The organism is Vibrio sp. ER1A, assembly GCF_000733315.1.
Taxonomy (GTDB): Bacteria; Pseudomonadota; Gammaproteobacteria; order Enterobacterales; family Vibrionaceae; genus Vibrio; species Vibrio mediterranei.
Genome location: NZ_JPJA01000088.1, coordinates 214,430 through 221,351 on the forward strand (window position 1 = coordinate 214,430; position 6,922 = coordinate 221,351).

5 protein-coding genes are annotated in these 6,922 nt (G+C 42.9%); all 5 read right to left on the bottom strand.

Features of this window, described 5'->3' with window-relative positions:
* Window positions 1–5 precede the first annotated feature (5 nt).
* The 5 genes from HW45_RS16660 to HW45_RS16680 all read right to left on the bottom strand — a co-directional run bounded on the left by HW45_RS16660 (window position 6) and on the right by HW45_RS16680 (window position 6,772).
* Window positions 6–2,174 (bottom strand): FUSC family protein, encoded by a 2,169-nt coding sequence (locus HW45_RS16660; RefSeq protein ID WP_038228318.1) that lies wholly within the window; start codon window positions 2,172–2,174, stop codon window positions 6–8.
* A 139-nt stretch (window positions 2,175–2,313) separates the two neighbouring features.
* Window positions 2,314–3,438, bottom strand: coding sequence for a permease (locus HW45_RS16665; protein ID WP_038228320.1), 1,125 nt, complete (start codon window positions 3,436–3,438; stop codon window positions 2,314–2,316).
* Window positions 3,439–3,601: 163 nt separating this feature from the next.
* On the bottom strand, window positions 3,602–4,969 hold the full coding sequence (locus HW45_RS16670) for an L-cystine transporter (protein ID WP_038228325.1): 1,368 nt from the start codon (window positions 4,967–4,969) through the stop codon (window positions 3,602–3,604).
* A 157-nt stretch (window positions 4,970–5,126) separates the two neighbouring features.
* Window positions 5,127–5,810 (bottom strand): NAD(P)H-binding protein, encoded by a 684-nt coding sequence (locus tag HW45_RS16675; protein WP_038228326.1) that lies wholly within the window; start codon window positions 5,808–5,810, stop codon window positions 5,127–5,129.
* Between the two features lie 77 nt (window positions 5,811–5,887).
* Window positions 5,888–6,772, bottom strand: a complete 885-nt coding sequence (locus HW45_RS16680) for a sigma-70 family RNA polymerase sigma factor (RefSeq protein WP_038228328.1) — start codon at window positions 6,770–6,772, stop codon at window positions 5,888–5,890.
* Between the last annotated feature and the right edge of the window lie 150 nt (window positions 6,773–6,922).

Sequence of the window (6,922 nt, forward strand, 5' to 3'; positions counted from 1 at the left end):
CTTTCCTAAAATCGATGCATTTTGAGGTTATCGAGGTCGACATTCTGAACCGCTTCTTCCACTTTTATCAGAGACTCAAAAACACTTCGTTTTAAGCTGAGGAAGATATAGAACTCTGCAATGTCTTCTTGAGCGTACTGCTCAGGGTCTAATTGCTGAAAAAACACATCGAGAATAGCCTCTGTTTTAGCGTATTCGTATTGCACGTCTTCAAATGTTTGTACACGCTCTCTTTGATCACGGTTATGAGTACGGATTAACGTTAGTAAGCTTTCGTCCGTGTACTCGTTTCTAAGCTTAGTAATCAATGGGTTATTTTTCAGATGAGTCTGTGCGATGACGAGTGTATTTAAATGATTTATTAAACTACGACACTGCTTTGTGTAGGCAGTCAGTGATTGGTGATCGTTCTTGTCAAAGTAGTTGAAATCGATCTTACTTGCCCACAATGCAAGCTTCTTAGCTGCAACATTGGCCGTTTTTAGATGTAATTGAATTGCAAAGTTAGCCAGGGCTGAGCGGTTTAGCTTATGAAGCTTAACAACTAATTGATAAATATGAGTAAAAAGTCTTTGTCTTACCAATAAGAATAGGCGTTCGGCTTTACTTGAGAAAGGGAAGTAATGGGCGAACACAAGCATTAAAACCACGAGATAGAACAACATTATGATGGTAAGGAGAATGCCAAAATGGTAATTCATGACGTTGTCGATACCGAGAATAAAAAGGCCGATCATAAAGAAGATTGTGATGGGGCCTTTAAATAGATAGAAGCCAATAAAGGTATACGCAAAAAGGAAAAGGGCGAGTTCGATGCCAAGTTCCAGTGTGGGAAGAACAAAAACGTAAGCGGGAACAGCAAAGATAAACCCGAACGTAAATAGAAAGCCGAGTAATTTAGGATGCACGGGTAGGAAAGAGAGTAAAGAAACAAAAATGGTGGAGAAAATGACGAAGCTATACCCACCCGGAGGATTGAAAAAGATCCAGATAAAAGCGGCTACCCAGTAGGTCACAAAGACTTTAATCGATGTCTTAAAGTTTTCCGCGTCCCACCATAGGAAAGCTCCAGCACTTTTCCGCGGCTTTTCGTCAAATGACACTGATTTGGTAATGGAATCGATACAACTAACGGTTTCGGTCAGCCGAGAAATACTGGTATGAAGGCGGTTGAGCACATACCCTAAGGTAATGGCAGAACTCTTAGATAGATGAGGATGATTACTGAGAGAGTCTAGGTCTAAGGCGACTTTGCGCTCTTGCCAACGATACTCTAACCCCTCGTCTGACGCGCGGAGGTAGTGTTCACACTGTTCGAATAATTGCTGAATATCGGCGACAAACTCATCGTAATTGGTGATAAATTTCTGAGGCTCACCCTGCAGAAAGTTCGAACTAGAAGTTGCTATCAGCAGATTGGTTATCTGTTTGGTGTAGTGAAGCGTGAGCTGCCACTCTTGAAGGTAAGCGGACACATCACTGCATTCTTTACTCTCGGCAGAAAAGCGAGTTTCTAAGGCGGTTTGACTTGCGTACAACTTCTCAATTAAGTCATTGAGAGTGGGGGATTGATTATGCTCTGGCGATGGTTCAGACGCCTTTTCCGAATCTTTTATATGAGATGTTGTATTGATTGGTGGCGAGAGGCGTTCGAGGATCTGTTTTTGGAGCGAAACGACGTCGTGGGTCATACGGCGAAGATTTTGTTCTGTTTTGCTTGGGAACAGGTAGGTGCCTACCAAAGTGTAAATAATGACACCAAACACGGTCATGTGAGCACGGTCTGCGCCATATAAGAATGCACCTTCTGCATCTCCTCCGTTTGACATCATTAAGGTCATGACACCTGTTAACATGAATAACGTCGGATCTTTTAGATAGGCATTTTTAAAGTAGAAGATAAAGGATGCCACAACAGAAACACTCAGCATGTATAACAGTCGATCTTGGGCGAACATACCGACTAGCAACAATCCAATAACGGCACCAACTATGGTTCCAAGAACTCTTAAGGTTCCTTTCTCTAATGATTCACGTTGGCTTCCTGTTGATGCGATGAGCATAACCGTGGTAGCCGCAGTAGAAGCCTGAGGCCAACCTAATGCAAACGGAATGAGGTAAGCGAGGGTAAGACTGAGTGCTACCTTTGTCGCGAATTTGGCCTTGTCGTTCATAATCCCTTACGTTGAAGATACCAACTCATAAGAAACTATAGACATTAAATGAAGTTTTGCGTGGTAATTTTGACGATAACTATCGAAAATTAAAGAAAAAAGCGCTGCTGAGCAGCGCTTTGAAGTTTACTAAGTTGTATTAGCCAAATAGGTAGCTGTAGAGGTAGCCCGCGCTAATAGCCATGCCTAAGATAACGACTAAGAAAGCGGCAATCATTTGGTTCTTGAAGATAGACTTCAACAAGATAACTTCTGTTAAGCTGGCACCAGCACTGCCGATGATAAGTGCCATCACAGATCCTAATGCCATACCTTTTTGAACCAAAGCTGCACTTAGCGGAATAACGGCTTCTGCACGAATGTATAGTGGAATACCAATAACAGCTGCAATCGGAATCGCATACCACACACCTTCGCCAGCATATTCTGCGATAAGGTCTGTTGGGATAAACCCGTAAATGAATGAACCTAACAAGATACCAATCATTAGATATGGGAATACTTGTTTGAAGTCGCTCCAAGTCGATTTCCAAATACGTAGCCAGCGGCTATCTTCTTTTGTTACTGCTGAAGTGGTGCCACAGCATGCACTACCATCGGTGTTGATGTCGGTAATGGTTGGTTCCTCGCTAGAGCAGCAGCTTGTTTTCGCAGCTACAGGTGCACAGCATGACGACTCTTTTGCCTGCGTTACAACCGGTTTTGCAGAAGTGCCACAGCCGCTAGATGTGCCGCAAGAAGAAGTTTCAACTTTTGCAGGTTCAGTATCACCACATGATGTACCACATGAGCTCGCTGCTGAGTTGGTTTGGTATGCTTCAGGTTTTACGTAGCGTTCAAATCCAAGTTTCTCTAGAACATAGCCAGCAGTGACGGCAACGAACATCGCGATAGAGAAATAGAACACTGCGACTTTGATACCAAATGTCACCACGAACAAGCCGATGATTACAGGGTTAAGTAATGGGCTAGCGAACAAGAAAACCATCATTGGGCCAAACCCCGCTCTCGCTCTCAGCAAACCTTTTAAGAAAGGGATGGTTGAGCATGAGCAAAACGGTGTAATTGAGCCAAGAAGGGCAGCGATAAAGTAACCTTTGCCATTTTTGGAACTCAGAATAGATTGGATTTTTTCAGGTGTTAGGAACTCCTGCAATACCCCAACAATGTAACTTATTGCTAAGAAAAGGATGATAAGTTCAGTGGCTAGAAAGGCGAACATGTTTGCAGTTTCTTTAGCCATTTCTAAAAATTCAGCGTTCATATTAGTTAGTCCTAATGATTCGATATGTTTGGAATTATAGAACTATTTGGATTGAGATCAATAAATATTTCGATAAATATCGAAATAAATTTTAACGCACTGAAATTGATAATAAAAAAAGCGGCCATGAAGGCCGCTTCGCTAGAATGACTTGAGCTAGTTATTATGCGTTAGCTTGCTCGAGCTCAGGTTGTTTCTTCTTGAGCAGACGACTAGTAATAGTACCTGCGGTCATCGCGCCAGAGACATTCAGTGCGGTACGCGCCATGTCGATTAAAGGTTCAATGGAGATAAGTAGCGCAGCGATAGTGACCGGCAACCCCATTGCTGGCAGTACGATAAGAGCTGCAAATGTTGCGCCGCCACCGACACCCGCGATACCAAAAGAGCTAATAGTAATAATGGCAACTAACGACAGGATGAAGTTAAAGTCCATCGGGTCAATACCGACAGTTGGTGCAACCATTACGGCTAACATTGCAGGATAGATACCGGCACAACCGTTTTGTCCAATTGTCGCCCCAAATGATGCTGATAAGTTAGCAATAGCTGGTGGTACGTTGAGTTTGGTAACCTGTGCTTCTACGTTCAATGGAATGGTCGCAGCAGAGCTTCGAGATGAGAACGCAAAAGTTAGTACTGGCCAAATCTTCTGGAAATATTCTTTCGGACTTACGCCAACAAGTGAGACCAAGAAACCGTGAACTAAGAACATTAAGAAAATGGCTAAGTAAGACGCAACGATAAAACCAAGTAGATTTAAGATGTCACCTGCACTTGAAGTCGCGACAACTTTCGCCATCAGAGCCGCAATGCCATAAGGCGTTAATGCCATAATCATTTTTACCAGGCGCATAACAACAGATTGCGTTGCATCGACAAAAGTGCGGATCGGTGACTCAAGCTCTTCTTTCTCGGCCATCACTTTTCGTGCAGCTATACCAGTAAGGACACCAAAAATAACTACAGCGATAATAGAAGTAGAGCGGGCACCGGTTAGGTCAGCAAATGGATTGGTTGGAATGAAGCTAACCAGCATTTGTGGAATTGTGAGATCGCTTACACGGTCGACGCGACTTTCTAGTATCGCGATACGAGCCGTTTCACGTGCACCTTCAGTAAGCCCTTCAGCACTTAAACCAAATGCTTGAGTGACTGCAATACCGATAAGCGCAGATACGGCAGTCGTAGCAAGTAGTACAGAAATAGTCAGGCCACTAATTTTGCCTAAAGAGCCGCCTTTTTCCAGTTTTACCACAGCGGCAATCATAGAAACTAAAACTAAAGGCATGATGATCATTTTTAGAAGACCGACATAGCCTCTGCCCACAACGTTAACCCATTCAAGGGTTTCGGAAATAGCTGCGTGACCTTCACCTAGTAGTAATTGTAGTCCGAGTCCGAAAGCACTACCTAAAACCAAACCGAATAAAACAAGACGTGAAAGGGTGTGTTTCTTTTGTTGCTGTCCATACAAAAAATAGAGTATGCCTAAAAATATCGCTAGCGCTGCGACAACCGCAATTGACATTGAAGTATCCTTTTATCCATCTGACGTATAAACCTTATTTAGCATAAGGTAATTAGAAGTGTAGATGGCTAAAGTACCTATCTGTTGTAATCGTTAACAATAAATTAATGTCATTAGTTAGAGCAATTTGTTATATGCCGTTTAATGTATACTCGAGCTAGTTTTGATAACTAGAAAGCATATCCAACATGTTTGCAGAATTATATGCGACGCAATTCGCATCATGATGTTCAATTACGCTATAGAGCATCGCTTGAGCAACAGACTCTGCGGGGATAGGGGCGTATGATCTAAGCGGGCCGATCATGAGAGGTGATAGGAGGCTGAATATTTTTTGAACAGCCACTTCATCTGATCGGATCTGTTTTTCTCTACCTGCGAGTGGTCCAGGTCGAACAAAGACAACTTGGTCGAATCCCATGCCTTCGATACGACGTTCAACGCGCCCTTTGCACTTGAGATAATGGGAAAGAGATCGTGGAGAGGCTCCTAAGCTTGAAATGACGGCAATACGGGTTACGCCAATCATTTTCATGGTTTGAGCGACGTCACAGACAAGGTCGTAATCTACTTTTTCCAACGCTGCTTTGCTGCCCGCTTGCTTAAGGGTCGTCCCGAGGCATATAAACCCGAGAGTAGGAGTTGGTGAGGAATCGTCCCAGTTTGTAACTCTTAGCGCTCCATCCATTAACTGGATCGTTTTTGAAGTTTGTGGATCCAGAGGCGAGCGACATAAGGCGTAAACGGTTTCAATATGATCGGTTTGCTCTAACAGTGTGAGCAGTTTGCTTCCCACTAATCCTGATGCGCCAGCAATGATGGCATTGTAACTTGATGACATAAAGAAAAGTCCCACTAACCTGATGGTAAGTGGGACTATAGTAAATGTTGAGCTAACGTGCTGTGATAGAAGCGAAATTAATCAATTTCTGCTCGAGTTAGATTTTGTCGTCTAAGTTTATCTCGAAGCGTTTCCATGGCACTTTTTTGTATTTGACGTACTCTTTCTCGAGTGACGCCGACAATTTCTCCCACTTCTTCTAACGTCTTGGGGTCATCATTAAGCAGTCCGAAGCGATGATGTAGGATAACTCGCTGCTTCTCTGGCAAGCTATCCACCAAATCAATGAGAGCTTTATTTAGATTCTGGGTCACGATATCTTGTTCTGGAAGCTCAAATACATCGTCATCATCGATGGTTTGCAAATGATCTTTCTTATCGCCTTCTTCATCCCAGCCATTATCTAATGACAAGGACTGTTCAGAGAGCTTGAGTAGTTTGCTTACTTCTTCAGGTGCACGGCCTGTACGCTCAGCTATTTCTGAGGACGTAGGCTCATGGTTACCTTCTTTGCGAAGTTCATGGGCTGCTTTGCTACATTCACGTATTTGCTTTGTAACGTGGACAGGAACACGTATTGTTCGACCTTGGTTCATAATCGCTCGGTCAATCGCTTGCTGAATCCACCAAACTGCATACGTTGAAAAGCGATAGCCTAACTCAGGGTCAAACTTATCAACGGCTTGAATGAGTCCTATGTTTCCCTCATTGATTAGATCATAGAAATCAAGACCTCTGTTTGAATAGCGTTTCGCTGTTTTAATCACTAATCTAAGATTAGAGTTGATTAAGTGCTGTCGCGCTAATGTATCTCCAGATCGCGCTTTTCTTGCAATGTGTCTTTCGTCTTCGGCGCTCAGAAGATCGTGTCCTGCGACTTCTTTGAAATACGTTGCACCAATATTTAGGGATTCATCTTTGCCTGACGTTGTATGGCTGCTCTTTTCCTTGACTGCTCTCATATTCATCCCTTCCCAACTGCTTGTAATAAATGTGTCTTTCTTTTTCTGATTATATTGTTCAGCTATGAAATTGGTTTCTCTGTCATAAATTACTATATTTCAAAATCGGAATACAATGTTCATTTAATAAAATGGATACATGGTTACAAC

What these genes read in the sequence shown, in the direction of transcription:
- HW45_RS16660 (WP_038228318.1), bottom strand. Translation starts at nt 2,174, where the DNA reads ATGAACGACAAGGCCAAATTCGCGACAAAGGTAGCACTCAGTCTTACC.
- HW45_RS16665 (WP_038228320.1), bottom strand. Translation starts at nt 3,438, where the DNA reads ATGAACGCTGAATTTTTAGAAATGGCTAAAGAAACTGCAAACATGTTC.
- HW45_RS16670 (WP_038228325.1), bottom strand. Translation starts at nt 4,969, where the DNA reads ATGTCAATTGCGGTTGTCGCAGCGCTAGCGATATTTTTAGGCATACTC.
- HW45_RS16675 (WP_038228326.1), bottom strand. Translation starts at nt 5,810, where the DNA reads ATGTCATCAAGTTACAATGCCATCATTGCTGGCGCATCAGGATTAGTG.
- HW45_RS16680 (WP_038228328.1), bottom strand. Translation starts at nt 6,772, where the DNA reads ATGAGAGCAGTCAAGGAAAAGAGCAGCCATACAACGTCAGGCAAAGAT.